The following is a 22322-nucleotide window of genomic DNA, read 5'->3' as shown; positions in this document are numbered from 1 at the left end:
AGAAGCTACCCCGAAACCTTCATACGGGTCGCGCGCCAGCCACCGTCGACGGCGATGGTCTCTCCGTTGACGAAGGACGCGTCGTCGGAGCAGAGGAATGCGACGACGCCCGCCACTTCCCGCGGCTTTCCGGTGCGGCCCACGGGCGTACTGTTGAGCATGAGGTCCCGATAGGTCGGGTCCTGGAGAAGCTTCGCCGTCATGGCGGTTTCGATGAGACCCGGCGCGACGGCATTGACGCGGATGCCGGCTGGACCATAATCGGCCGCCATCTGCCGCGTGAGCCCGGCAAGGGCCGCCTTGGACGCGGCATAGGCCGCTGTCCCGCGATAGCCGACCTCTCCGAAGATCGACGCGATGTGGACGATGCTGCCCTTGCCGCGCTCGATCATCCCGGGAAGTACGGCGCGGGAAAGCCGGAACGCGGCGCCAAGATTGACGTCGAGGATCTTTTCCCAGCTGTCGTCGTCGGTCTGCGCCACCGGTCGTGATCCGCCTATGCCGGCATTGTTGATCAACGCATCGACAGTACCGAGCGCGCTGGCGGCGGCGGCGATCTCACCGGCCACCGCCTTGTCCGCAAGATCCGCCTGCAGAAAAGCGCTACACCCGGGCTCGACGCGAAAATCTTCAGGCCGGGTTGCGCGATCGACGGCCATCACCGCATAGCCGTCAGCGAGGAAGCGCGCCGCGATCGCTGTCCCGATGCCCGCGGCCGCGCCCGTGACGATTGCAACGCGAGGCTTCATGCGAGGCGCCCTCCGTCGACGGGCAGGCTCACACCGGTGATGTAAGCCGCGGCGGGCGAAGCCAGGAAGGCGATCGCTTCCGCCACTTCCACCGGCTTGCCAAGCCGGCCGAGCGGATGCAGCGCGATCATGGCGCGACGCTCGGCCTCCGGGTCGGCCGAGGCCAACGTGCGGTCGAACATCTCGCTGTCGATCGAGCCAGGACAGACCGCATTGACGCGGATCCCGTCTCCGGCGAGGCTGAGCGCGAGCGAGCGCGTCATCGATATCACTGCCGCCTTGGAAAGGGCGTAGGCTCCGAGACGGCGCGAGCCGAGCAGCCCTGCCGTCGACGCGACATTGACGATCGCGCCTCCCAGGCCGGCGCCCTTCATGCGAAAAATGGCCTGCTGCGCGCAGGCGAGGCTGCCGCGGAGGTTGACTGCCAGCACGCGGTCGACGGCATCGAGATCACATGTCTCGAGCGGGCCGGCGGGACCTTCCATTCCGGCGCTGTTGACCAGCGCATCGCAACGGGCGATCGCGGCGAAAGCCGCGGCAACGGCAGCGCCGTCCGTTACGTCGACGCGGTGAATTTCCACCTCTGCGCCACGCTTGCGCAGATCGTCGCGCGCCGCTTCGAGGCGGCCGGCCGAGATGTCCAGAAGTTCGAGCGCGGCCCCGCGCTCCGCCAGGAGTTGGGCCGTCGCGAGACCGAGGCCGGAAGAAGCCCCGGTCACGACGACGGTTTTGCCGGAAAAGACTGCCACCGGGGGTTACTCGTTCTCGGCAGCCCAGGCGGCAGCCACCTCGCGCCCCCTGGCGATCCACACGTCGGGCTTGCTGAGTATGTGCTCGATCATGCGCCGCAAAAGCATGGTGCGCGAAGGCCTCCCGGAGAATTGGGGATGCATGACGAGGTTGTAGAGCCCACCCCATTCGTAGATCGCATCGAATTCATCGCGCCAGACCTGGAAGATATGGTCGTTGGTGAAGAGGGGGCGCGGCGTCTGGACGGCGAACATCATGAAGGGGGCATCGTCGTTGGACCAGTGCCAAGGCAGTTCGACCGGTCCGGGCGTCCCGTCCGGCATCACGTGCCGATAGGGAAACACGTCGGTCATCAGCGATGAATCGTAGAGGAAGCCGTATTCCTTCAAGAGGCCGATCAGGTTGGGACTGGTCTCGCCGGCGGGGGAGCGATAGCCCGTCGGGCGTATGCCCGCCACGCGGTCGAGCGCCTCCAGCCCTTTTTCGAATGTTGCGCGCTCTACATCCGGCTTATCGGGATCGGTCCATTCGTGAAGGTAGCCATGGTGACCGATCTCATGCCCGTCAGCGAGGATCGCCTCGACCCGATCGGCGTATTTCTCGGCGGTCCATCCCGGGATGTAGAATGTTGCCGGCAGGTCGTAGCTGCGGAACACCTTGAGGATCTCGGGTACCCCGCGAACGCCCCCATAGATTCCCTGAGACAGCACGCCCGGCCGCTTGACATTGGCCGGATCGCGCGAGAGCCACAAGGTCTCGGCGTCGAAATCCGCAGTCAGCATCACCGCGCAGCGCGCATTGTTCGGCCACTTCATTGTCGGATACTCCCAAATGGAAAAGGGCGGCCCCGGTTCTCCCGCGGCCGCCGCCCGATGTTTCGTCAGGATGCTTTCCTGGCCTTGCGATAGCTTTCATTGACGCCAATCGCCGAAACCACGACGTCCTCATATTTCTTGTCGAGGAGAGTCGGCAACTCGACCTCGACAAGCCAGGCCATCGGCACATCCTCGGTCAGGATCTTCTGCACCTCGGAGTACGCCGCCTGGCGCTCCTCGTCGGACGTGGCGGACGCACCCTTCTCGAAGAGCGCGTCCACCTCCGGATTGGAATAGCCAGTGCAGTTCGAATAGGCGACACCCTTGCGGATATTGCTGGAAACGAAGAAACGCGAGACACCGAGCGCCGGGTCGCCGAATTGGTAGGGATAGCTCGACGTCATCTGGAAATCCCAGTTGGCATAGCGCTGGGTCCAGGAGGCAGGGTCGGATGCCTCGATCTCGACTTCGATGCCGATCAGCGCGAGCGACTGCTTGACCATCTCGGCGAAGCGCGACCACGTCTCGCCCCAGGGCAGGCGCAGGAAGGTGACGCGGGTGCGGACGCCGCTCGCGTCAGGCTTCAGGCCCATCTCGTCGAGCAGCGCCTTGGCCTTTTCGATATCGTATTCGTAGGTCTTGACCTTGTCGTCATAGAAGCGCGTGCGGTAGCTGAACGGACTGACTGCCGGCTTGCCGAGGCCGAAGAAGATGGTGTCCGTGAACATCTGCTTGTCGAGCGCGTAGCAGATCGCCTGGCGGAACCGCTTGTCGTTGAAAGGCTCCACGCGCGTGTTGAATTCGATGCGCGCGACGGGGGCGTAAAACTCGTAGCCCTTGGTGATCAGCTGGATATGCGGTAGCGACGCGAGCCGCTGCACGTCGAACATCTCGACATCGAAGAACTGGCCCTGCTGGACCTGGCCCTGCTCGATCGCGACCGCGCGGGCGCTGGCGTCGGGCAGGATCGGGAAGATGATCTCTTCCAGATGTGGCTCGCCCTCGCCGTGATAGTCGGGATTCTTGACGAGGCGGATGAAGGAACCGCGCTTCCATTCGGCCAGCTTGAAGGGGCCGGTTCCGATGGGGTTGTTGTTGTTCGGATTGGCGCGGAAGTCGGTCCCTCGGTAAAGATGCGCCGGGATCATCGGAGCCGTCGACATTTCGAAGCCCATCAGGAAGGGCGCGAACGGCTTCTTGAGCACGAAGCGGACGGTGTGCTCGTCGAGCGCCTCGATCGTCTCGCAATTGGAGAAAATCGCGCGTGCACGCGGATGGACCTCCGTCAGGAACTCCTTGGTGGTGAAGACGACGTCTTCGGCGGTGAAGGGCTTGCCGTCATGCCACTTGGCGTTCTTCACCAGCTTGAAGGTGTAGGTCAGCTTGTCGTCCGAGATCTCCCAGGATTCGGCGAGGCTCGGCCGCGGGGTAAAATCGAAATCGAACGTCAGCAGGCTTTCATACATCTTGCCCGCGACCGTCTGGGTGGAACCGTTCTGGTCGAGGCCGATGAACAGCGTCGGCGGTTCGGGAAAGGCGATGATATTCATGCGGGCGGGGTCACTCGCCTGCGCCAGCGCGAATTGCGGCATCAAGCCGGCGAGCAGCGAGCTCGATGCCGCCATCAGCATCGTGCGCCTGTTGATCGTCATGTCGTTCATGTCTGTCTCCTCTGGATTTCTTTCACGCCTTTACGTCGGCTGGGATTCTTCGATCGTCCCGTGCCAGTTCTTGCCGGGAACCGCGGCCAGCAGCCTTTGGGTGTAGGGATCGCGCGGTGACTGGAAGACGCTGGTCACTTCGCCCTCCTCGACGATGCGGCCCTTGTGCAGGACGATCACGCGGTCGCAGATCTGCGAGGCGACACGCAGGTCGTGGGTGATGAACAGCATGGCCAGCCGGAACTCGTCGCGGATCTCGCGCAGCAGGTCCAACACCTGTGCCTGCACCGAGACGTCCAGCGCCGACACCGCCTCGTCCGCCACGAGCAGGTCCGGCTCGACGGCGAGGGCACGCGCGATCCCGATGCGCTGGCGCTGGCCGCCTGAAAATTCGTGCGGGTAACGGTCGGCGGCCGAGGCTTTCAGCCCCACGCGTTCCAGCAGCCGTTCCATGCGTCTCACCGCGGTCGCTTTTTCGACGCCATGCGCGAGCGGCCCGGCCATGATCGAGCGGCCGACCTTGTGGCGTGGATTGAGAGAAGCAAATGGATCCTGGAAGATCATCTGCGCCTTGGCACGGTAGGCGTGGAGCGTCGCGCCCCTGGCTTCGGCGACATTGATGCCGTTGAAGAGGACGGTCCCGCCGTCGATGCTGTGCAGTCGCATGATGCACTGGCCGATGGTGGATTTTCCGGAACCGCTTTCGCCGACCAGCCCGAGAGTTTCGCCGCGCGAGATGGAGAAGGACACGTCGTCGACGGCTTTCATTTCGCGGGCTGCGCCGAAGAAGCCTCCACCGGTGTGATAGACCTTCGTGAGGCCCTTCACGGCGAGGACTTCCTGGCTGGCGTCGGGAGCCTGTTCCGCCTCGCTGCGGAAGCGCGGGACGGCCTCGATCAATGAGCGCGTGTAAAGATGCGTCGGGTTGACCAGGATCTCGTCGGCCTTGCCGAGTTCGACCAGCCTGCCCTTCTGCATGACGGCGACCCGGTCGGCGATGTCGGCAACCACGCCGAAATCATGCGTGATGAACAGCACGCCCATGCCGCGTTCACGCTGCAGATCACGGATGAGCTTCAAGATCTGCGCCTGAGTGGTGACGTCGAGCGCGGTGGTCGGCTCGTCGGCGATCAATATGTCGGGCTCGAGCGCGATCGCCATGGCGATCATGACACGCTGGCGCTGGCCACCGGAGAGACGGAACGGATAGCGTTCGGCGATGCCTGCCGGATCGGGGAGACCGACGGCGTCGAGAAGCGCAAGGGCGCGCGCCGACCGTTCCGCCTTTGGAACGTCGTGCGCCTCCAGCACTTCCTCGATCTGTCGCCCGATTTTCATGACCGGATTGAGGGAGGTCATCGGCTCCTGGAAGATCATGCCGATCCTGGCGCCGCGCAGGCGGCGCATCTCGTTCTCCCCAAGGCGCAGAAGGTCTCGGCCGGCGTAGCGGATCGCTCCCGATTCGACTTTGAGCAGGTCGCTCGGCAGCAAGCCCATCACGGCCGAGGCGGTGATCGATTTGCCGGAGCCCGACTCGCCGACGATGCACAGGATCTCTCCGGCTTCGAGCGAAAGGTTCACGCCAGAGACGGCATGGCTTCGCTCTCCCGCCGAGGGCAGGGCGACAGTCAGGTTCTCGATGCTCAGAAGCGGCCCGTTCATTGCCGGCCCTTTTGCGAAAGACGGGGGTTCAGGACATCGTTCAGCGCATCGCCGACGAGGTTGAGGGCGAGCACCACCAGCAAGATCACGATCCCGGGAAAGAAGCTCATCCACCAGGCTTGGCGGATCACGGTGCGGGAGGCGCCGATCATGTAGCCCCAGCTCATCATGTTAGGGTCGCCGAGCCCGAGGAAACTGATGGCGGCTTCGGTCAGGATCGCCGACGCGACCATCAGCGAAGACATGGCGATGACCGGCGACATGGTGTTGGGCAGGATTTGCGTAAGGATGATCTGCCTGTCGGACTGGCCCAGGACCATGGCGGCCTTCACATATTCGCGGCTCCGGAGACTGGCGAACTCGCCCCTCACGAGCCGGGCGACCGGCGGCCAGCTCACGATGCCGATCGCAAGGATGATGGAGGCGACGGACGGGCTGAGGATCGCAACCAGAACCAGGGCGAAAACGAAGGTCGGGATGGTCTGGAAGAACTCCGTGATCCGCATCAGTGCGTCGTCGATGATGCCGCCATAATAGCCGGCGAGCGCGCCGAAAAGAATTCCGACGCCGACTGCCACCAGCGTCGAGACGAGGCCGACGATCAGCGAGACCTGCGCGCCGTAAACCAGCCCGGCGAGGATATCGCGGCCCAGCATGTCGGTGCCGAGCCAGAAATTGACATCCTGGAACGGCGGCAGAAAGGGACGGGTCGCCATTTGCCAGGGGTCGCGCGGGAAAAGAAGCGGCGCGAACAGCGCGGCCAGGACGACGATCGCCAGGATGGTCAGGCCGAACAAGGCCTTGGGGTTGGCGACAAAACGGCGGATGGTCGCGCTCATGCCGAAGCCCTTATGCGTGGGTCAACGACGCGATAGACGAGATCGGTGACGATGTTGAAGATCACCACCATGATGGAGGTGATGAGAAAGACGCCGAGCAGGACGGGGTAGTCGCGCTGCAGCAGCGCGTCGAAAGCGAGGCGACCGATGCCGGGCCAGCCGAAGACGGTCTCCGTGAGGATCGCGCCGCCGACGAGCTGGCCGGCCTGGATGCCGGCAAGCGTGATGATCGGCAGTATGGCGTTGCGAAGGATGTGGCGGCGCACGATGACGCCGGCTTTGAGGCCCTTCGCCTTGGCCGTGCGCACGAAATCCATGTCCCGCACTTCAAGCATGGAGGCCCGCGTCATGCGTGTGTAGACCGCCATGTAGAAGAGGCCGAGCGTCGTTGCGGGCAGCACCAGATGCCAGGCGACATCGGCGGCGCGCGCCCAGCCGGTATAGCTGGCGCCAATCGTCTCCATGCCGACCGCCGGCAGCCAGCCGAGATAGACCGAGAAGAGCAGGATCGACATCAGGCCGATCCAGAACAGCGGCGTCGCGTAGAAGACCAGCGCCACGATGGAGATGGCGAAGTCGAGCGGGTGTCCCACCCGCATCGCGGACATCGCTCCGAGGGCCACGCCCGCAAGGATGGCGAAGACGAAAGCCGAGACGGTAAGCAGCAGCGTGGCGGGCAGCCGTTCGGCGATGAGGTCGACCACGGGCGTGTTCTGACGGTAGGAGAAGCCGAGATCCCCCTGGACGATGTTCGACAGGTAGATCAGCGCCTGTTCGTAGACGGGCCGGTCCAATCCGAACTGCTCGCGCAGCTGATCCATGAAAACCTGGTCTGCGGCGCCGGCTTCACCGGCCATGACGGCGGCGGGATCGCCCGGCGCCATCCTGATAAGCAGGAAGTTGAGGACAACGATCGCGAGGATGACCGCGACCGCCTTCACAAGCCGCGAGAGGGTGGCGCGCAGGGCCGGATTCATCGCCTCTGTCCCTCCTCCGGGCAACAGCTTCCGGGGAAAGCGGCAGAGTGCCGTCGGCGGCTGATCTCCCGCCGTGCGAATACATGTGGCACTGTCATGCGTTCACCTGCATAGATCCAGCTCTCTGGGAGGATTTGATCGTGAACTCTATTCTGTCGTATTGATTGCCAATACGATCGTTTTGATAATACCATAGGACGCCGACAAAGCGGCGTCAACGACGGATAATGCGACCCAATCGAGTGGAAGAGGACGGTGAATGGACCAGGAAAAGGGACAGGTCGACGAGCGGTTGTTCCTGCGCTCGGTTGCGCGCGCGCTCCAGGTGCTCGAAGTCTTCGGCGAGCACCCTCATCCCCTGTCTTTGCGCGACATGGCTCAGGCCGCGGGCATCGACAAGAGCGCGGCCCAGCGGATTGCCCAGACCCTGCTCACCCTGGGCTACCTGGAAAAAGCCGCCAACGACGCCGGACTGCTGCCGGGCAAGAAGCTGCTCGATCGTTCGTTCGACTATTTGCGTACGAATCCACTCGTCGAGCGCGCCACGCCGGTGCTTCTGTCCTTGAGAGAGGCGACCGGAGAGCGAGTCGATCTCAGCCTTTTCGACCGGACCAGCATCGTTTACGCGCTGCGCCTTCAGAGCAAGCGCGAGACCTTCTTCGCAACGCTCGCCGGGCGCCGCATCCCGACATTCCTCTCGGCCGGCGGCCGCTCCTGCTTGAGCTGCCTGGACGAAAAGGTGGCGCGCGACATCATCATGCGCACGGACCGCGAGCCTCGCACGTCCAAGACGCTCACCGATCCCGACGCGATCATGAAGAAGGTCGCCAAGGCGCGTGACGACGGTTATGCCTGCGCGGTCGAGGAAACGATGATCGGCGAGGTCGTGGTCGGCGCCGCAGTCACCCGCAACGGCGGAACGCCCGTGGGAGCGATCCATGTCGCCGGTTCACTTAGCGAGTGGGGCGAGCAGGATTTCCGCCGCCGCTTCGCGCCGCTCGCCATCGAAGCCGCGCGCGCCCTCTCCGTCTGACGGCACCCTGTCGCATTCACACATCTTGGGAGGACACCTTGGATGGTGAAATACATCGTGCAACCCATGGAAAGCTCAAAGAGCGGGATGGTGCCGGTGTCGATTCGGTCATTTCGTTCGTTCTGCACCGTTGGGTGGGTTGCTCAACCGTAACGGAATGGATCCTCGGATCAGCTCGCCCGCTGGCGCGGGCTCCCGTCCGGATGACGATTGCGTTGAAGGCCTGCCCCAAATCTCCAACATTGGCGATTGGCATCGCCATAGAAGCTTCGTCATCCTCGGGCCGGCGCCGAGCGAAGCGAAGGCGACGTGACCCGTGGATCCATTCCGTTACGTGTGGGCAACCCACCCAACGAGCCGGAACGAAGTGGCCGAACCGAGGGAGAGGAGCGCCGCCACGCGCTCTATTTGCCCGGGACGAGCAGCATGCGCGACGCGGTGACGGCCTCGACGGCCCGCGCGGAGTAGGCGAGCTGCATGTATTCGCCGTTGACCCACGCCCCCGTCAGGTCGCGGTAGTGCGGAGACTCCGGATCGCCGGACTGGCCAGGGAGGTTGACGAAGAGGCTGTTGTCCCAGCCTCCGACATCCATGACAAGGCGGACCGAGGGGCCGGTGATGTTGACGAAGTCGCCGGGACGATAGGATCCGTACATCGGCGTGGAACCGGTGCCGCCCACCTCGATTGGCTGGATATCGAATTCGGCCGACATCTCCGGAAAGGCGGCGGCCACCGCGTGATCGAGCCTCAGGCGATGGACCTTGCCCCATTGCCATTCTGTATGATCGTCTCCGAGCCGGCCCTGGCAATCGCGCCAGGCTGCGTCCAGGGTTGATTCCGCGATTTGCCGGCAGGTTTCGATAGCGTCGCCGCCCAACCATTCCTGAGGGCGTTCGAGCACGGCAAGCACCGACTGTATGTCGCCGGGCTGCAGCAGAGGGCGTATCTTCGGGTCCTCCGCGAACCGGGCATAGAGAGCCGGCTTGAGGTGCGCCGTGACCCAGATCTCGAAGAGCGCGGCGGCCGAGGATCGAGGCCCCGCGAGGCAATCCCAACCGAGGATCAGACCCGCTGCCCGGCTCGCCGTTTCGCTGCCGAACGACATGCGCTTCAGCGCCTCCTTGGCCCGCTCGCCGGCAATCGTATGGAGGTCGTTCTGGAGGCGGCATGAATCTGCCAAAGCGTGAGCCCGCTGGTCGTCCAGCACGCGATGGATTCGCTGGGAGCGGCTGGCGTCGACCCATTCGTAGCCGATCGCCGGCTTCGTCGTGCTCCATTCCTCCGGAATATTCATCTCGTTGGCGGTGGCGAGGAAACCGCGCTCCGGGTTTCCAGAGCTCGGCATATCCTCCGACGCGATGAACCCGTCCCACTCGTAGCGCCCGTCGCCGGGTACCGGGAGCAGCCCGTTCCAGTTCGGGCGGATCGGTGCCTTCCCGACGGCATGCCAGCCGATGTTCCCGTCGACGTCGGCATAGAGGTGGTTCATGGAGGGCGTGCCCCAATCGCGGAGGGCTTGGCAATATCCATCGTAGGAATGCGCCCGCATCACCTTCAGGCTCGACATGTACGGCGCCGAGCCTGGCTCGGACCACACAGTGCGAATGGCATAGGCGCGATTGTTCTCGGCGTCCTCGAAGAGCACCGGACCATGGCGCGTGAAAAAGAGCGGCAGAACCTGCGGAGAGTGCCCCTTCACCTCGAAAGTCTCGTCGACGACGGTCATGTCTTCCCAGCCGTCGGCGTAACGATAGGAACATCTGTTGTCGGGCCGCGTCTCATAGAAATAGATGTCTTCCTGATCGGCGCCCGAGATCGTCACCGAGAAGGCGATCCGCTCATTGTGACCGATCGTGATGCCGGGAACGCAGGGCTCGCCCGCGCCGATCGCATCGAAGCCAGGCATGGTGAGATGCACCAGGTAGCGCACCGACGGAACGGTATGCGTGCGATGCGGATCGCTGGCCATGATCGGCCGGCCGGTCGCCGTGCGTTGCGGCGCGACCACCCAGTTGTTGGAGCCTTGGGATTCGCTTTCCATCACCACGTCGCCCAGCGCGTTGACGTGGGTCCAGCGCCCTGATTCAGACAGCGTCGCCGACAGTCGCTCGCGGGAGAAGCTCACGGAAGCGGTGGCGAGCTTGAAGACGTCGATGGCTGCGAGCGGAATCTCGGCAAGCGGAACGGACGGGTCGGCGAAAGGCGCGACGTCGGGCTCCAGCTGCTTGCGCAAGGCCTCCGCCTTGGCGCCGGCCCGCGCGAGAACGTTGGCGCGCAGGATCTCGGATATCGCGTTGCGCGTCAGGCAATGGCTGCGGATGCGCACCACGTCTTCCGCTTTCCATCGAGATGGACGTGTGCCGAGCAGCCTGAATTCCTTGGGAAGTCTCTCCTCGCCCTTCTCGACCCGGTCGACATAGGCGTTGATCCCCTCGGCGAAGGCGGCGCAGATCACCTCGGCGTCCTCGCCATAGGCACTCCATTCCGCCGCCATCTCGCCGCGGTAGAGGAAAAGTCGCGAAGCACGATCCTGGGCCAGGTAGCCGGGGCCGAAATCGGCGGCGAGCAACCCAAGGCCTCGCTTGCGCCAGAGATCGATCTGCCAAAGGCGGTCTCGCGCAACGGTGTAACCCTGCGCGAAGAAAAGATCGTGCAGGTTCTTTGCCCTGATGTGGGGAATACCCCAGCGGTCGAAGGCGATCTCGACCGCCTCCTCGAGACCCGCGACCTCCGACGAAATCGTCTTGAACACGTCCATGAAAACCTGCCTGCGAGTCGTTCGAACCTGATGCATGTCGCCCAAAAGTGTGCCGCGGTTTTGGGCCGAGGACATGCATAAAAACATGCTCTATGCGGCGCGACCCGGCCATGCCGGCGGCACCGCCCGGCGGTACTGGACAGGTGTTTCGATGTCGGCGCCGAGCCTGCGTGCAGCCTGCCAGGGCCAGCGCGGATCGTCGAGCAGAGCGCGGGCCAAAGCCACGAAGTCCGCCCTGCCATCGCTGACGATGCTCTCCGCCTGATCGATGCCCGAAATCAGGCCGACGGCCTGCGTGGCGAGCCCGGTCTCACGCCGCACGGTTTCCGCGAAGGGCACCTGGTAGCCAGGGCCGGCCTTGATCTGCGCATTGGAGACGAGCCCGCCGGACGTCAGGCATACCATGCCCACGCCTTCGTCCTTCAGGGCCTTGGCCATGGCGACCGCCTCGTCGGGTCCTATACCATCCGCGGTCCAGTCGGATCCGGTGATGCGGGCGGAAAGGAGTACGTGGGCGGGCAGGGCTGCGCGCATCGCACGAGCAATCGAAAGCGGATAGGCGCGGCGTCTGTCCTGGTCGCCGCCCCACTGATCGGTCCGGTGGTTCGACAGCGGCGAATGGAACTGGTGCAGCAGGTAGCCATGCGCCAGGTGGAGGTCGATGACCTCAAAACCCAGCCGCGCCGCGCGCCGCGCCGAATCGACGAAAGCTGCCCGCACTCGGTCCAGCCCGGCCTCGTCGAGTGCTTCGGGGGTGTGCCAGCCTTCGGCGAAGGCAACCGCCGAAGGCGCTACCGTCGTCCAGGCGCCCTCGTTTTTCGAGAGCGCACCCCCACCTTCCCATGGTCGTTGCGACGAAGCTTTCCGGCCGGCATGACCGAGTTGGATGGCGAATTTCGTTCCCGAAGGTGCCACCGAACGGGCGGCCTTCAGGACACGCGCAAGCGCCTCCTCATTAGCGTCGGAACATAGCGAAAGATCGCCATGCGTGATCCGGCCCTCCGGCTCCACCGCGGTCGCTTCGACGGTTATAAGCCCCGCACCCGACATCGCGAGATTCATGAGATGCTGAAGATGCCAGTCGCTCGCCGAGCCGTCGACGGCGGAGTACTGACACATCGGAGACACCACGATCCGGTTGTTGAATTCCAGCGGACCGCACTGAAAGGCGGAAAACAAAATCGACAAGACAAGTTCCCTTTGTCGGTGGGCTGCGCAACGACACTCGATCGGCGGGCACCCTACAACCAGCATGGATCGATATGCAATACGATCGGATTGCTTTTTAAGCCAAACTAAGCGATTCCCGCTGCTCGTTGTCCCGGGAAAATATTAAGGCGAAGGACGGTGTGGGGTGGCTTAATGCGAGGCCCCGGGGGGGCCGCGTGACCGCAGGCCCATCACATTCTTACGAAGTGCAACGCGGATTGTTCGCTCGGCTAGAACGAGGCCGGAACCATCGTCGCGAACGAGAAGTTGATCCATCGGTTCAAGACAACTGGAAGAATTTCGATGGACAGGCGATCGTTTCTGACTGGATTGGTGGGGGTTGCCGGAGCAACCGCCGTGGCGGTTCTTGCACGCCCGACCGGCGCTCCGGCGGGTGTTCCGCACACCGGCGCCGGCATCCTTGACGAGCTGAACGATCCCCCCGACGGAGGCTCCGAGCAGCAATTCCAGGACGCGTTGCCGGCCCAGTACCGCAGGGATTGGCGCGGCGAGCCATGGGGTGGCCGCGGCCATGGTCGGCGGCATAGGCCCCGTGGCAGGCGATATGGGCACCACCGCGGGCGGTGGAGATGGCGTCGCGTTTGCAGGCGCTACTGGCATCGTGGCCGCGTGCGCTACCGCTGCTATCGCAGGCGTGTCTGGGTTGGGTGGTAGAGCCAGGGCACAGGTTGGATGGGGCTGCCGGTCCGATCACCGCCGCGTTTCGGCTCGGCCTACAGGCAGCCCCGGGGCGTCATGACTTTTGTCATGGGCCGCCCGCTGCGTGGCGGCGGCGGGCGTTGCCCGCAAGGTCAGAGCCCAGAAGACAAGCGTCAGGGCGCCGATGCCAGCGCCAACGAGGCAGACGCCATTCCAGCCAGCGTGGACATAGACGAATGTAGAGAATGACGAGCCGATCGCGCTGCCGATGGAATAGAACACCATGTAGGTGGCGGTCAGGCGGTTCTGGGCGTCGGGCCTCACGCGGTAAATCATGCCCTGATTGGTGACATGGGTCGCCTGCAGGCCGAAATCGATGACGAATACGCCGGCGATCAGCCACATGATCGAGTGCGGCAACAGCGAGATCGGCAGCCAGGCGAACAGCATGAGGGCGAGCGCGATGCCGGTCGTGCGCTGGCCATGGCCGCGATCCGCCCAGCGCCCGGCTCTCGCCGCGCCGAGCGCGCCGGCGGCGCCTGCAAGGCCGAAGAGGCCGATCTCGGTGTGGGAGAGCGAAAAAGGAGGCGCGCTCAGCGGCAGCACCAGCGGTGCAAGCAGCGTCGTGACGTTGGCGAAGATCAACATGGCGATGACGGCGCGGATGCGAAGGACCGGTTCGTCGAGAAAGAGCGTCAGCATGGAACCGATCAGGCGTCGATAGGAAATCGTCGGGCGGGATCTCTCCTGTCGCGGAAGCGCCTTACTGAGAAGGACGGCGATGACGAGAGTCAAGGCAGCGGAAACGAAGTAGACCGCCCGCCAATGGAAAAGGTCGGTCAGCATGCCGGCCACCGCCCGAGCAAGAAGGATGCCGAGAACGATGCCGCTCGTGACGACGCCGACCACCTGCCCACGCTCAGAGGGCCGCGCCAGGCTTGCGGCATAGGCGACCAGCGCTTGCGTGACGACGGCCAGAAGTCCGACCGCAGCCATCGAAGCGAGTAGCGCAGCGCCTGTCGACGACAAGCCCACGCATGCCAGCGCCAGGACCGATAGCAGCGACTGGCCGACAATGAGCTTGCGCCGGTCGACGAGATCGCCGAGCGGCACGAGCAAAATCAGGCCCAGCCCATATCCGACCTGGGTAGCTCCGACGATCAGCCCGGCGATTGTCCGGGAGAGCCGGAGATCGTCCGCCATGACGTCGAGCATGGGATGAGCGAAATAGGCGTTGGCGACGGCAAGTCCGCTCGCAACGGCAAAAAGTACCGTGACCGACCCGCTCAGTGGCGTCGGCGGTGGCTCGCCGGTTGCAGGCCCGCTGCTTCTCGCCCGGGTATCTTGGGCGCGCGCGCAATCCTTCGCGGCGGCGGTAGGCACCGCGTCTTGTAAGGAATTCATGGGTGGTCTCCGGCAAAAATAGGTTTTATTATGAAACCATTTGAATCGTTATCCCATCCGGTTTTATGATGCAACTGCCTTTTGGAGTGTGCGCGGAAGTTGGAGTCATTCGGTGGTCGGGCGGAAAAGCTTGAAAGGAGACTATTGCCCCAGCGCTCGTTCGCTGGATGTGATCGGCGACTGGTGGTCGCTGCTGATCGTGCGCGACGCCTTCGATGGCCTGACGCGCTTCGGCGAATTCCAGAAGAGCCTCGGTATTGCCAAGAACATCCTCTCGGAGCGCCTTCGGACGCTCGTTTCCCGTGGAATCCTCGAGCTCGTTCCCGCCGAGGATGGCGGCAGCCGCATGCAGTATCGCCTGACGGAGATTGGCCGGGACCTATTTCCGGTGATGGTTGCGCTTCGGCAATTCGGGGAACGCCATCTCTTCGAGGCCGACGAACGACATTCGCAGCTGGTGGAGCGTGAAACCGGCTTGCCGGTCAGGCTGGATGTCCGCACCCAGGACGGCCGAAGGATTCGGGCCGAGGATACGGTGATCCTGAAAGTTCCGGAGCAGGAGTGACGCTTGCCGCGCGGACCGGTCGGTCATCGACGAGGTTTGGCGCACTCACCACAAGAGAACGTGCTGCCAGGGCAGAGGGCGATCGTTGCACATTCCGAGATTGGTTGCGGCGATCCGCATGCTAGAGGGTGCCCATGGCTAATCTCAGCACACTCACCGCCACCGAGACCGCTCGCCAGGAGATCAAGAAGAGCCGGTTCGTGGCCATTGCAGGCCCGGTTGCCGGAGAGGTGGCAGCGAAAGAGTTCATCGTCGGGCACTCCGATCCATCCGCCAATCACAATTGCTGGGCCTGGCGCATCGGGCAGAATTATCGCTTCAGCGACGATGGCGAACCGAGCGGCACCGCGGGGAAACCCATCCTGCAGGCCATCGACGGGCAAGGGCTGGACGGTGTAGCCGTCGTCGTCACGCGATGGTTCGGCGGCGTGCTGCTCGGCAGTGGCGGCCTGATCCGCGCCTATGGCGGCACCGCCGCTCTGTGCCTGCGCGCTGCCGAGAAGGTTCCGATTGTGGACAAAGTGGAAGTGACCGTCACCTGTCCGTTCGGCGATCTGGCAATCGTGCAGGCTCGCCTCGCCGCGTTGCCGACGGTTCAACTGCTCGACCAGAGCTTCACGGCGACAGGTGCCGAATTGCGTGTTGCGGTTCACAAGGCCGAGATGCCCGAGGTCGAGCAGCTGGTTGCGGATATCACCAGCGGTCGAGCCGGTTTTTCCCCGGACACCTAGAGCAGAGGTGACGTGGCCAGGCGTGCCGTGGTCTCGCCAGGCGCCAACGTTGCCGGCTTGCGGGCAACGCCCCCGCCTTGTCATTCTCGGACGCCGAGCCCGAAGGGCGAAACCGAGGAAGAGAAGCCGGCACGCCGGCGCCGGAAGCAATTCCGGCTTGCAGACTCGATTCCGACCCGGCAATGGTCGGCCGGGTCTGGGGATTGTTGGGAAGAGCGACGATGGGCCGAGCCGCTGGTCGAATCCATGTCGTAAGGATTGCTGCGCGACCAGCCTGACAGATGGAGCCTAAACGACACATGGCGATGGATCGAGTATCGACGGGAGCAGCTTTGCTGCTGGCGGTGGCGGTTGCGGGGTGTACCACGCCGCCCGCCGAATATGCGGCCACGCTCTCGGCTGAAGACCCGAAATGGCGATCGCCGGAATGCGAACAAATCCGCGAGGCGGCCTTGACCTACGAGGATGGCAAAACGAAGCCATTGAACATGGGAGTCGCTCTGCTGCTCGGCCCCTATGGACTTGGGATAGCGGCCGCCGGCAGGGAGCAACAGGAAAAGGAACGGAAGCTCTTCGCCCGCGACCTGCATATGCGATGTTCGAGCCTGCCGCTTCCCAGGAACCTGCAAATCCGGGACACGGATACTCCGGCTTGACGGATGGGGCGGCGCCGCAATTTGGCGTTTCCACCTTCGGCGTTGGCGAGAATACCGCCCAGGAGGCTAGGGCCGCCGCTCGGGAGCGACAAAGGGATTGCTCGCCGCTCCTTGGCTGTTCTTTTCAAAGCACTGATCCAGCCGCTCGAGGCCAGCCTTGCTTCCGTCCAGTGGAACGGTCATGACGGCGCCCTCGCCCTGCACGTTGAGCCGGTTCGCCATCCGGAGCCTTTTGTTGAACGGCTGGTCTGGAAGCGCGATGGTGACCGAGGACGATTCCGCCAGCGCCGTGGCGTCGATGGATTGCGACCCTGCCGACAAACGCACGTCGTAAGCCTTGCCACGTTCAAGCCGCCAGTTGGGCGATTTGAGAACAAGCACGGTGCCATCCCCATTGCGGAGAAACACCACATCAAAATCGGGCGTCGATCTGGTCATGGTGCAGTGCTCGAATTGTTCCCCTTTGTAGGTGGTCTCAATCGCCCACGGTCCAACCATCACCTTCTGACCGTCAGCCGGCTGTTGGGCGAGCGCCGGATGGATGAGAAGGGTGAAACTCGCTAGCGCAAGAATGGCTCGCATCTACTCCTCCGTGAAAAGAACAGACATAGACATGAAATAAGCAATTCGGGCAGATCAACGGTTGGAGACATGAACCGTTCCACCGGCGGGACTTAGCCGCTCTAAGAACGAAGGAAGCCAAGGATAATCCCGGCAGGGGTCGAAGGATCCGCAACCTTGTCAGCACGCTGCACTAGGGCGAGGGGCTAGAGTTTCACCGCGGCGGGAGCGGAACTCCGGGTCGCGGCGAAGCAAAGTGAGATGAAGCACGTCGAACAGCTGGTTGCCGACGCCCCCAATTTGTGAGGTCACCCCCTAGGACGAATACAGGCGGTGCGACGATGGGGCGAGGATGGAGGGTTGTTGGGGCACGAGTGTATCGTCGAATAGTAGTAAAGGAGAAAGTCATGGTATAAGGGCCAGAAAGCTTGGGGGCTCCATGGGACTTCGAAACGCGATCGCGTTCATAACATTTTCTGCCGTGCTGGTAGGTCTTGGGTTCTATGTTTACGGCGGCACGGCGGACGGTTTTGCATACCTTTTCGGTCAGTCATTTCTAGTCCCTCTCATTGGCATGCCAATAGCGGCCTTGAGTGCCAAAAGGTCCGGGAGGCCAGCGCGCTACGATGTTGTTCTCGGGCTGGCGGCACTCCTCCTGATATTCATCAACCACGAAGAAATCGCTGCAACTTATGACGCCAAGAAATTTCAGGCGGAGGTTCGCGCCGCCGGTCCTGGCAATCTTGCTAGCGCAATTCAGGGATCGACCACCGGCATCGGGGCAGCCATGAGATCCGTTCAGCAAATTGCCTTGGATACAAATTTCAAGGTCCAGCGGCTGTTCGATGAACTGACAGACCCCGCCTTAGACGAGATCTTTTCGACAAAGCAGGTTGCCAGTCGAGAATCATTGCTGGCGGCCAATGCCGCGGCAAAAGAAAAACGCGCCCTGGTAGCTCGGATCATGCCACGGGTGGACGAATTGTTAGGGGAAGAGAAGCGCCGAGTGAGCGATATCGCTGCTCGGCTGCCCGAGATGACCCGCAAAAGAATCGCGTCTGGGTTCATGGACAAAAGAGCGACGGAGCGCGCCTTCGTCGAGCGCCGAACTAATCTTTACGACCGCCTTTTTCAATCGATGGCCTCGGTAACGGCCTTTTTGCTCTCAAGAGAAGGAACATTCTCAACGAATGAGCTGGGCCAACTCCTGTTCCGAGATCAAGCGGACGTTGATGAATACAATCGGCTTTTGAGTTCGATGCAAAGTCAGATCGCGGATGAAGCCAAGCTGGACTCAGAGATCGCTGATGCCGGAGCATCCATCTCCGAAAGATGGATGAAGCTGGCTTACGAGTAATGGGACACTAAGCTGCTTGGCGGAGAGGGGGGATTCGAACCCCCGATACCCTTGCGAGTATGCCGCATTTCGAGTGCGGTGCATTCAACCACTCTGCCACCTCTCCGCGGGGCGTGGTTCGCCGTTGCCGGCGCGGCGCACTAGATAACGGCGTCGTAGACCGACTGCAAAATCCGCTGCTCAAGCTTGGCTATTCTCCAGCAACGGGAGTGGCCGGCCTGTGCCTGTTGCCTCGTCTCACGCGATCGGCACATCCCTCTGTCGCGCCGCACCTTGCAACCTCTCATGCACGCCTCTGATCGCCGGCGCGATCATGTAGCCACTCTCGAGATCGCCGATCATCACCGATTGGTCGCGCGGAGCGACCAGCCAATGCAACCCGATCAGTCCGCAGATCATGGCATCCAGCTTGTCCTGGTCGGCCTTTCTCGGCGCCTCGGAACTCGCGACCACCGAACACCATTCGTCTAAGTGTCGCAGCGAGTTCAGCGTGCCGAAACGCCTTACGGCCTCAGCGACTGCCTGCCAGTCGCTGATCTTGAACCGCTTCCGGTTGGAAGGGTTGTATTTCGGAGCTGCAAGCCTTGAACAGAACGCGCTCTCAATGGCAGCCAGTGCCAGAGCGGGGAAGACTTCGAGCAGAAAGAGGCCGCTGGTTGCCGTTCGTGCGAACTCCGGTTCTTCCGCTGCTCCCAGTGCCTGCTTGAACTGCCAAATTGGCGCAGCATCGTCGAACATGCCCTTTTTGGACCGACTGGCGGGCTGAACGCCGCCCCCGATCCAGGAAATCAGCGAGCCGGCTACCTTGTCGACCGGACGCGAGCCAGTGAGATTGGGGACGATTGTCGGCTGATCCAGGGCCACCACACACTTCTGCGCGTCGTTGTTCTCTCTTTGAATGATATCCAGGGCCTCAGCAAACGAGGCGAGCCGAGGGGCGAGATGCAGATGCGCGCCGTCACCATCCAGGCGAATGACACATATTGCTCCGGGAGCTCTTGGATTGTCAGTCCAGGCCGAATCGAAGCCGACAATTGAGGTGAATCTAGCGTGCAAACCTATCCCCCTTCGTAAGCCTGACGCAGCAAGGGCTGCGCTCTCTCGAAGTCAGCCATTGACTTGAGCGTTACCTGCAGATCGCCGGTGCCGAAGTGCCCAACGTTGCTGACATCTCGCGTGAAACCATTGTCGAGCGCCACGGTGCTTGGATCGACCTTTAGGTAGAGCGTCACCGTGCGGGCTTGCGGGTAGATCTCCATGCATACGAAATTTTTGAGCCTCTTGAACGCCGTATAAAGCTTCAGTTCTTTCACCTGGACGTCATCACCTAGGCCTGCCAGGAATTGATAGACCGCGTCATAGATGTCGCGAAGCTCTGTCGGGGACTGGGAAAGCCGATAGCTCATCCGCTGGCTGAGATATGGATCGTTCTCCTGGGCGCCATCGGCGGTCTGTTCAGAGGTGCTGAGCTGCCTCGAATCTGCCGAGACTTTCGAACCGCCCGAACGATTCGCCCTTGAGGCATGCACCAATTCCATCATCAGCAGGTCATCGCCAAACCGCCGGTAGCGGATGAGCTCGATATTCCGTGCGATCTGCTTGACCGCGTGCTCGTCGTAGCGGGTGAAGTCGCCTGCCACGCAAAGAAGTCGGGGTGCGGACCAATCAACTCCCTTCGCAGCCTCCGGTCCGAGGCGCTCCATTACTAGCCACTGAAACTCCTTGCGATGGTCGAGCAACCAGTCGAGGTAAAAGAGTCCCTGGTTGATCACGTTCTCGTTCACCGAACGCTTGTATTCGATGATGATGGGCGAATTATCCTCATCCAGACCTAGCGTATCGATTCGGCCGCCGTGGACAGGTCCGGTTGAATGTTCGCTGGCTAGAAATCGCACCCCAAGCAGAGCCTCCAGGTTCGCCTCAAACATGCCTTGGAGCGACTTCTCCACCTGGACGGCAGATCCCGGCAATTCCGCAACGCCTCCTTCGCCGAAATGAAACAGCTTGATGTCGCTCACGTCGCACCTCATGCATCAATTAGATCTTCGCAACTTCTAGCTGCCTGCACCCACTTGTCCAGGCTAGTGGCCGGCGTGTCCTTTCGAATTTTTGCACCGCCATCTCGCGATTGTGGACTTCTCTGCAGCATCCCTAGTAGCTACGTCGCGATAGCGAAGAATCACCTATTAAGAACAACGTGATTTTGTCCGACAGAAGGATTGCACATGCCATCGTTGAACTGGATCGGGAAAGAGGCGGTCGAACACCACCACAAGGAAGTGCCCTATCGGTTGGTTCATTGCGATGCTGCGTTGTCTGCGGGAGATACTGACGCGGGAAATCTTCTGGTTCAGGGCGACAATCTGGAAGCTTTGAAAGCGCTACTTCCCTATTACGCTGGACAGGTTAAGTGCATATTATATCGACCCTCCCTATAATACCGGTAAGTCGGATTGGTCATACAGTGATAGAGTTGACTCACCCGAAATAGCGGAATGGCTTGGGCGGGCGGTTGGAAAAGAAAGCGAAGACCTATGTCGCCACGACAAGTGGGTATGTATGATGTATCCACGCATAAGGCTACTTCGGGACTTCTTGAAGGAAGATGGACTTATCTTCGTTAGTTGCGACGACAACGAGCAATCAACTCTTCATCTTCTTTTGGCGGAGCTATTCGGTAGACGCAATCATGTTGGAACGGCTATCTGGAAAAACGCAACAGACAATAATCCAACCCAACTCGCGAACGAGCATGAGTATGTTGTAATCTACTCCAAGAACAAAGAGAAATTGCCAAAACAATGGACCGGGCCGGAGAACGAAACAAAAGAACTAATGCTTGATGTGTTCGCGAAAATAGAAGCTGAACATGATAGTGTTGCAGAAAGAGCGCGTGAATTTTCGAAGTTTGTAAAGAAAAATTCTAAGTCTCTTGGAGACCTTGCTCGGTATAAACTTGTCGATGAGCGCGGAGTATATGTCGCCCGAAGAAATCTAGAGAACCCTGGGAAAAACGGATATCAATACGAAATCGAGCATCCACGAACTAAGAAGAATTGTGCAAAACCACTTTGGGGTTGGCGCTTTCCCGAAGATCGAATGAAGGAACTGCTTGCAGAGGATAGGATCATCTTTGGCAAAGATGAAAGCAAGATTCCAGAGTTAAAAGCTTATCTAAAAGAAGTTGGCTTCCCCTTCCGAAGCGTCTTTAACATTGATTCCCGAAAAGGATCGAATGATCTTGAATCTATTTTTGGAAGGCGTGACATCTTCAAGAATCCCAAATCTGTGGAATTTGTAAGTCACTTGCTTTCCTATGTTAGCAAGTCGGACGATATAATTTTGGATTCTTTCGCTGGCTCTGGAACAACGGGCCAAGCTATCATGCAGATGAACCGGCATGACGGCAGAAAGCGCAATTTTATCCTCATTGAAATGGACAAGAAGACGTCAGTGGAGACGACGGCCGAACGTCTCCGCCGTGTCATTACAGGGTATGGGAAGGGCGGAGATCCGACGAAACCAGTCGACGGACTCGGCGGTGGTTTCCGCTACTGCCGCCTTGGCGTTCCGCTCTTCAACGAGTTCGGCGACATTGACGGGGCCGTGTCTTTTCCCGATCTGGCTGCCCATGTTTTCTTTGTGGAAACTGGGACGCCATTGCCGTCGAAGACAACAGAAGGGAACCCCTACCTCGGCAAGAACCGGGAGAAGGCCGTCTATCTGCTGTTTGCGGCAGGGCAAGAGGGCATGCCACGCGAGGCGCTTGGCAATGTGTTGACGCCCGATGCGCTGACTGCCTTGCCACCGCCGCCAGAAGGCTTTGAAGGCAACCGCGTCGTATATGCCGAAGGCACGACAGTAAGTGCCGACCGCCTGAAAGCCGAAGGCGTCGTGTTCAAGCAGATCCCCTACCAGATCGCGGGGGTTTGAT

Annotated in this window: 19 protein-coding genes and 1 tRNA gene; 6 read left to right on the top strand and 14 right to left on the bottom strand. The window is 61.7% G+C overall.

Going from position 1 to position 22322, the window contains the following annotated elements; all coding sequences use genetic code 11:
• Window positions 1–5: 5 nt before the first annotated feature.
• The 7 genes from ACCO56_RS29775 to ACCO56_RS29745 form a co-directional block, all read right to left on the bottom strand.
• On the bottom strand, window positions 6–749 hold the full coding sequence (locus tag ACCO56_RS29775) for an SDR family NAD(P)-dependent oxidoreductase (RefSeq protein ID WP_433644563.1): 744 nt from the start codon (window positions 747–749) through the stop codon (window positions 6–8).
• A complete protein-coding gene (locus tag ACCO56_RS29770) occupies window positions 746–1498 on the bottom strand; it encodes an SDR family NAD(P)-dependent oxidoreductase (protein ID WP_433644562.1) in 753 nt (250 codons plus the stop codon). Before ACCO56_RS29770 ends, ACCO56_RS29775 begins: the two co-directional genes overlap by 4 nt.
• Before the next feature lie 6 nt (window positions 1499–1504).
• Window positions 1505–2314 carry a polysaccharide deacetylase family protein gene (locus ACCO56_RS29765; protein WP_433644561.1) on the bottom strand — a complete coding sequence of 270 codons (810 nt, stop codon included), beginning with the start codon at window positions 2312–2314 and terminating at the stop codon, window positions 1505–1507.
• A gap of 65 nt (window positions 2315–2379) precedes the next feature.
• Complete coding sequence (locus tag ACCO56_RS29760; RefSeq protein WP_433644560.1) at window positions 2380–3975, bottom strand: ABC transporter substrate-binding protein; 1596 nt, start codon at window positions 3973–3975, stop codon at window positions 2380–2382.
• 30 nt (window positions 3976–4005) lie between these two features.
• Entirely contained in the window at window positions 4006–5637 is a 1632-nt protein-coding gene (locus ACCO56_RS29755; RefSeq protein ID WP_433644559.1) for an ABC transporter ATP-binding protein, read from the bottom strand.
• A complete protein-coding gene (locus ACCO56_RS29750; protein WP_433644558.1) occupies window positions 5634–6476 on the bottom strand; it encodes an ABC transporter permease in 843 nt (280 codons plus the stop codon). The genes ACCO56_RS29755 and ACCO56_RS29750 overlap by 4 nt, the downstream gene beginning before the upstream one ends.
• The gene (locus ACCO56_RS29745) at window positions 6473–7453 is read right to left on the bottom strand and encodes an ABC transporter permease (RefSeq protein WP_433644557.1); all 981 of its coding nucleotides are present in this window, start codon (window positions 7451–7453) and stop codon (window positions 6473–6475) included. The genes ACCO56_RS29750 and ACCO56_RS29745 overlap by 4 nt, the downstream gene beginning before the upstream one ends.
• Before the next feature lie 259 nt (window positions 7454–7712).
• On the opposite strand from ACCO56_RS29745, the gene ACCO56_RS29740 reads away from it, so the two are divergent.
• Window positions 7713–8486, top strand: a complete 774-nt coding sequence (locus ACCO56_RS29740) for an IclR family transcriptional regulator (RefSeq protein ID WP_433644556.1) — start codon at window positions 7713–7715, stop codon at window positions 8484–8486.
• 404 nt (window positions 8487–8890) lie between these two features.
• Here the strand turns inward: ACCO56_RS29740 and ACCO56_RS29735 are convergent, their stop codons facing one another.
• The 3 genes from ACCO56_RS29735 to ACCO56_RS29725 all read right to left on the bottom strand — a co-directional run bounded on the left by ACCO56_RS29735 (window position 8891) and on the right by ACCO56_RS29725 (window position 14518).
• Entirely contained in the window at window positions 8891–11245 is a 2355-nt protein-coding gene (locus ACCO56_RS29735; protein ID WP_433644555.1) for a penicillin acylase family protein, read from the bottom strand.
• 90 nt (window positions 11246–11335) lie between these two features.
• Window positions 11336–12433 carry an NADH:flavin oxidoreductase/NADH oxidase gene (locus tag ACCO56_RS29730; protein WP_433644554.1) on the bottom strand — a complete coding sequence of 366 codons (1098 nt, stop codon included), beginning with the start codon at window positions 12431–12433 and terminating at the stop codon, window positions 11336–11338.
• A gap of 732 nt (window positions 12434–13165) precedes the next feature.
• Window positions 13166–14518 carry an MFS transporter gene (locus tag ACCO56_RS29725; protein ID WP_433644553.1) on the bottom strand — a complete coding sequence of 451 codons (1353 nt, stop codon included), beginning with the start codon at window positions 14516–14518 and terminating at the stop codon, window positions 13166–13168.
• Window positions 14519–14630: 112 nt separating this feature from the next.
• Between ACCO56_RS29725 and ACCO56_RS29720 the strand changes: the two genes are divergently transcribed.
• The 3 genes from ACCO56_RS29720 to ACCO56_RS29710 all read left to right on the top strand — a co-directional run bounded on the left by ACCO56_RS29720 (window position 14631) and on the right by ACCO56_RS29710 (window position 16470).
• Window positions 14631–15083: a winged helix-turn-helix transcriptional regulator gene (locus ACCO56_RS29720; protein WP_433644552.1), complete on the top strand. Its 453-nt coding sequence runs from the start codon at window positions 14631–14633 to the stop codon at window positions 15081–15083.
• A gap of 134 nt (window positions 15084–15217) precedes the next feature.
• Complete coding sequence (locus tag ACCO56_RS29715; protein ID WP_433644551.1) at window positions 15218–15814, top strand: IMPACT family protein; 597 nt, start codon at window positions 15218–15220, stop codon at window positions 15812–15814.
• 299 nt (window positions 15815–16113) lie between these two features.
• Window positions 16114–16470, top strand: coding sequence for a hypothetical protein (locus tag ACCO56_RS29710; RefSeq protein ID WP_433644550.1), 357 nt, complete (start codon window positions 16114–16116; stop codon window positions 16468–16470).
• A gap of 66 nt (window positions 16471–16536) precedes the next feature.
• Here ACCO56_RS29710 and ACCO56_RS29705 read toward each other — a convergent pair whose 3' ends face one another.
• On the bottom strand, window positions 16537–17052 hold the full coding sequence (locus ACCO56_RS29705) for a hypothetical protein (protein ID WP_433644549.1): 516 nt from the start codon (window positions 17050–17052) through the stop codon (window positions 16537–16539).
• A 418-nt stretch (window positions 17053–17470) separates the two neighbouring features.
• Between ACCO56_RS29705 and ACCO56_RS29700 the strand changes: the two genes are divergently transcribed.
• Window positions 17471–18388, top strand: coding sequence for a hypothetical protein (locus ACCO56_RS29700; protein WP_433644548.1), 918 nt, complete (start codon window positions 17471–17473; stop codon window positions 18386–18388).
• Between the two features lie 17 nt (window positions 18389–18405).
• On the opposite strand, the gene ACCO56_RS29695 is transcribed toward ACCO56_RS29700, so the two are convergent.
• The 3 genes from ACCO56_RS29695 to ACCO56_RS29685 form a co-directional block, all read right to left on the bottom strand.
• Window positions 18406–18494, bottom strand: a tRNA-Ser gene (locus ACCO56_RS29695).
• Window positions 18495–18625: 131 nt separating this feature from the next.
• Window positions 18626–19450: a DUF429 domain-containing protein gene (locus ACCO56_RS29690; protein ID WP_433644596.1), complete on the bottom strand. Its 825-nt coding sequence runs from the start codon at window positions 19448–19450 to the stop codon at window positions 18626–18628.
• Window positions 19447–20406 carry a DUF5655 domain-containing protein gene (locus ACCO56_RS29685; RefSeq protein ID WP_433644547.1) on the bottom strand — a complete coding sequence of 320 codons (960 nt, stop codon included), beginning with the start codon at window positions 20404–20406 and terminating at the stop codon, window positions 19447–19449. The genes ACCO56_RS29690 and ACCO56_RS29685 overlap by 4 nt, the downstream gene beginning before the upstream one ends.
• A gap of 373 nt (window positions 20407–20779) precedes the next feature.
• On the opposite strand from ACCO56_RS29685, the gene ACCO56_RS29680 reads away from it, so the two are divergent.
• Window positions 20780–22321, top strand: coding sequence for a site-specific DNA-methyltransferase (locus ACCO56_RS29680; protein WP_433644595.1), 1542 nt, complete (start codon window positions 20780–20782; stop codon window positions 22319–22321).
• Window position 22322 lies beyond the last annotated feature (1 nt).

This window comes from Mesorhizobium sp. 1B3, from assembly GCF_050958605.1.
In the GTDB taxonomy this organism is placed as follows: Bacteria; Pseudomonadota; Alphaproteobacteria; order Rhizobiales; family Rhizobiaceae.
The sequence above is the reverse complement of the archived record's forward strand: the minus strand, read 5'-3'. Positions and strand labels throughout refer to the sequence as shown.

Excerpts from the sequence above, each read along its gene's own strand:
- ACCO56_RS29775 (WP_433644563.1), bottom strand. The coding sequence starts at position 749 with ATGAAGCCTCGCGTTGCAATCGTCACGGGCGCGGCCGCGGGCATCGGG.
- ACCO56_RS29765 (WP_433644561.1), bottom strand. The coding sequence starts at position 2,314 with ATGAAGTGGCCGAACAATGCGCGCTGCGCGGTGATGCTGACTGCGGAT.
- ACCO56_RS29760 (WP_433644560.1), bottom strand. The coding sequence starts at position 3,975 with ATGAACGACATGACGATCAACAGGCGCACGATGCTGATGGCGGCATCG.
- ACCO56_RS29755 (WP_433644559.1), bottom strand. The coding sequence starts at position 5,637 with ATGAACGGGCCGCTTCTGAGCATCGAGAACCTGACTGTCGCCCTGCCC.
- ACCO56_RS29750 (WP_433644558.1), bottom strand. The coding sequence starts at position 6,476 with ATGAGCGCGACCATCCGCCGTTTTGTCGCCAACCCCAAGGCCTTGTTC.
- ACCO56_RS29745 (WP_433644557.1), bottom strand. The coding sequence starts at position 7,453 with ATGAATCCGGCCCTGCGCGCCACCCTCTCGCGGCTTGTGAAGGCGGTC.
- ACCO56_RS29740 (WP_433644556.1), top strand. The coding sequence starts at position 7,713 with ATGGACCAGGAAAAGGGACAGGTCGACGAGCGGTTGTTCCTGCGCTCG.
- ACCO56_RS29735 (WP_433644555.1), bottom strand. The coding sequence starts at position 11,245 with ATGGACGTGTTCAAGACGATTTCGTCGGAGGTCGCGGGTCTCGAGGAG.
- ACCO56_RS29725 (WP_433644553.1), bottom strand. The coding sequence starts at position 14,518 with ATGAATTCCTTACAAGACGCGGTGCCTACCGCCGCCGCGAAGGATTGC.
- ACCO56_RS29715 (WP_433644551.1), top strand. The coding sequence starts at position 15,218 with ATGGCTAATCTCAGCACACTCACCGCCACCGAGACCGCTCGCCAGGAG.
- ACCO56_RS29710 (WP_433644550.1), top strand. The coding sequence starts at position 16,114 with ATGGCGATGGATCGAGTATCGACGGGAGCAGCTTTGCTGCTGGCGGTG.
- ACCO56_RS29705 (WP_433644549.1), bottom strand. The coding sequence starts at position 17,052 with ATGCGAGCCATTCTTGCGCTAGCGAGTTTCACCCTTCTCATCCATCCG.
- ACCO56_RS29700 (WP_433644548.1), top strand. The coding sequence starts at position 17,471 with ATGGGACTTCGAAACGCGATCGCGTTCATAACATTTTCTGCCGTGCTG.